The 3701-nt window shown below is 40.6% G+C and carries 3 protein-coding genes; all 3 read right to left on the bottom strand.

The window, feature by feature from the left end:
- Positions 1-1471: AAA family ATPase (locus tag AB685_RS28350; RefSeq protein ID WP_047973950.1), on the bottom strand; the 1471-nt coding region annotated here is incomplete at its 3' end.
- A gap of 47 nt (positions 1472-1518) precedes the next feature.
- Entirely contained in the window at positions 1519-2442 is a 924-nt protein-coding gene (locus tag AB685_RS28355) for a DMT family transporter (protein WP_053073989.1), read from the bottom strand.
- Positions 2443-2539: 97 nt separating this feature from the next.
- Positions 2540-3701 (bottom strand): CopD family protein (locus tag AB685_RS28360; RefSeq protein WP_131709673.1); only part of this gene is annotated, 1162 nt, incomplete at its 5' end.

A 3701-nucleotide genomic window follows, 5' to 3' on the forward strand; every position in this document is an offset into this window, starting at 1 on the left:
AATTTGCCTGATCGAGTGAGACGGATGCCCCTTTTTGAAAAATGGCATCTAGCACAATGTTTTTAACCGTTCGCCCATTTCCAAATGACTCATCTACTTGCTGCTGCTCAATTCGCTCTTYAAGAGTCGTAATTGCCCCTTCAGTTATAACGTAATCATTATCAATTGCCACTTGCTTAGCCATCTCAATCAGCTCGCTTGTTGAGTAGTTTTCAATATGCACATGGTTTTGATCTGGAAAACGACTACGAAGGCCAGGGTTGGCTCGAAGAAAATTTCTCATTTCCACAGGATATCCTGCTAATATGACAGCAAATTTCCCTTGATATTTTTCACTCGTCATAGCAGAGACAAGTGTATCAATAGCGGCTTGCCCGTAATCTTGTGTCGTTTGACCAGCACGCTTTAAGCTATAAGCTTCATCGATAAACAAGACTCCCCCTAGAGCTCTTTCGATCGCTTGAGTCGTTTGTTCCTCTGTTTGACCGATATAGCCTCCGACTAATTGAGAACGATCGACTTCGTACACCTCAGGTCGCTCGAGCAAGCCAAGTTCATGGTATATAGTGGCGATAAGTCTAGCTAATCGAGTTTTACCTGTGCCAGGATTACCGGTTAAAATCATATGTAGGCTCAGTTCGTCTTTAAAACGAAAACCTTGTTCTTTTCTTGCCTTTTGATATTGCAGAAACTGATAAAGCTTAGCGATCCTCTTTTTAACATCTTCTAAGCCGATCATGGAATCGAGCTCTTCAAGCGCCGTTTGTGACTTCTTTTCAGGCGCAAAAGATTCAAGCTGACTTTCCCATTCCTTTTTAGCCGCTTCAATCTGTAACACCGCATGATGAATTTGCTTAAACTGGGCCGCAGAATAATAGATCCCTGTTAACGAATTCGCATATTCCTTAGTAGCAGATTCAATAACAGAAAAAGGCTCACGGAAGGCAGCATAGGTTTGTTGCAACGTTAAAATTAAGGATTCGTATGGCGGTTCCTTTGTGTATTTAATGGATTGTTCAGCATCTGAAAAATGATCGAGCATTTTTTCATCCAACTCAAAAAATTGTGTAGCTAGCTCATGGTACAATTCGGCTGTTTTTTTCTTAGCACTGCCATGGTCCGTTTCACGTATAGGTGGAAACTTGGTAGGAATCGGCAGTTGTCTGCATTCCATTAAGATCTTTTTCAATCGAACGGTATGGGCGATTTCATTTGTTGGATTGAATGAAATAGCTTGATTCATCCATTCCATCACTAAATGATCATGTGCAGACTCCACTCGTTCCATTCTTTTTGCCGCAAGTCTTGCATACAGTTCTGACGTCATTGCATCGGTCTGTTTTGTTGCTTCTTCCTCTTTTAGTTGTCTAATTAATTGAAGCGCGGTTGCCTCTTGAAATTGCTTGGCATCCTCATCAACCTGTATTAACCACTTTTCAATCTGATCCATCGTCCATTTTTCTTTCATCATTATTGCCTCACCTCGATCTCATGCCAAACATTTTAACACTTTAGCCGTTAACTTGCATTCCTTAGCTTTTTGGGTCTCACTTTACGCACATATGTCCCTACATAGACTCCGCTTAATACAAGTAGCGCACCAACCATTGCTGATGAAGTGAAAGCCTCTCCTAAAAATAACGTCGCCATGATAACGGCAGATACAGGCATCACATTTATGAATATAGACGCTTTAGCAGCACCGATTTGTTGGATCCCGTAGTAGTACATAATAAAACTAACCACTGTTACTAACACACTCATATGAGCAATCGATAACCATGCTGTCGGACTCGCATGTGAAATGGCATCCCAAGGCTGTTCAGCTAGTGAAAAAGGGAGTAAAAAGAGGGTCCCAAAGGCAACAGCATAAGTAGTCGATACAATCGGACTGTATTTTTTTAAGACGACTCTTCCTAGCACACTATAGAGTGCCCAACTTATAACGGCCACTAATAAGATGAGGTCTATGGGTTCAAATTGAAATTGAGTGATGATTTGAATATTTCCTTCCGTCACGATTAAAACAACGCCACTTAGAGCGAGAATAAGCCCTATAATTTGTTTTTTTGTAATCTGTTCTTTTAAGAATACACCTGAGAGCAAAACGATTAACATCGGATTGGCTGCAATAAAAAGGGAACTCTTAATCACAGGGGCATGCTTACTTGCTAGAAAGAAACAAATATTATAGATCGCAATTCCTGTTAAACCGAGTAAGGCAAACATGCCCCAGTCTTTTTTTGTTGGCTTTGGCCTATTTTTCTCAAGCAGCCACATGATTGGGAAAAGTAGAATAGCTGCCCCTAAAAAGCGTAAAAAGGCAATCGTTGAAGGCTCGAAACTTTCAATCGCTAATTTACCTGCGATAAACGCGCTTCCCCAAGTTGCGGTTGCAAGAGTGAGCATGGCATAAATCAGCCATTGTTTTTTTCTCTCCACTCTGTATCACCTCTTTTTTCTTCCCATTGTACTCCTTTTCTTCGTTAAACGAAATAATCATTTCATGGTAAACAGAAAAAAAGCGCTTATCATCACATTAATGACAATAAACGCCTTCTTCCATTACTTCTCTAGCATAGGTTTCGATGACCGTTCCATCAGCTGAAAGAAAATCGATAGGATGTTGGTCATTCCAAAGTTCATTGCTAGAGGTCGTATTAATAAACACATTTGCCTCAAGCTCTGCAATATAAGAGCCACCTTCATAATGAATTTGGACACGCGCTACATCTTCTGGTTGACGAATCATTCCAAATGTCACATACGTATAATCATACGCATCATGATGCCAATTTCCATTTTGAACGCGGAATGTACGAATCTTTTGTTCTTCATCCGTGATGGCGGTTCCCCCAATGGTAAGCATTGAAGCAGGTAATCGTTTAAAACCATCTGAGGTCACCTCAATCATTTGTGCAACGAGATCAGAATCATCTACGGTATAAACAACCAATTGCCTATTCGAATCAAGCTCTTCTTGCTTTAAAATCGCGATCTCCGTCTCTTCTGAATAACTTGCTTTGATCGCATCATAATCTGTTTTATAGACAGTATCATCCATCACGGTATCTACAGGTGTGGCACTTATCATCAGTCCACTATACACCAGAAGACTAGCGATTAAAAAACCAGCTAACCCTATCCAAGCTTTCTGTGATTGGAGGAGAATGAACATCCCTACTATAAACAATAAAAGACCAACCACAAGAAGAATGCTAGATGACGTATTTAGCTCAAATTGCAAGGTTTGATTGACTAATATTGGTTGATTCAAGAACAATTGAATCAATGGTGAAATTTGTTCGGTCTGAAGCGTTTGGATCACTTCATGCGGTGGTGTTTGCTCTGTCATAAAAGCCGTCACAGCTAAAATGAAGACCGCAATGACTGACTCCATTCGAAACGATGATTTCATCGATCTGGCATGCCCATGCTTTTTTATCCTTCGAAGAAGCAAACTATGGCGCAATCCAAATAAAAGTAAAGGAACAAATAAAATATGTTTAATGACCAATAATTGACCGTACGTAATCATCCATGAATTCACATATTCCGGTACGATATTGTCCATTAACAGAAAACCGGTTAACGTAATCGCTCCTACACTTAAAGCTGCTAACGGGGAGTACCAAGCTGCAAAAGCGGCAGGGTTCTCCATAGGATGCTTTGCGAACCACGCCACCATAAGCAATGGACCG

The organism is Bacillus sp. LL01 (assembly GCF_001037965.1).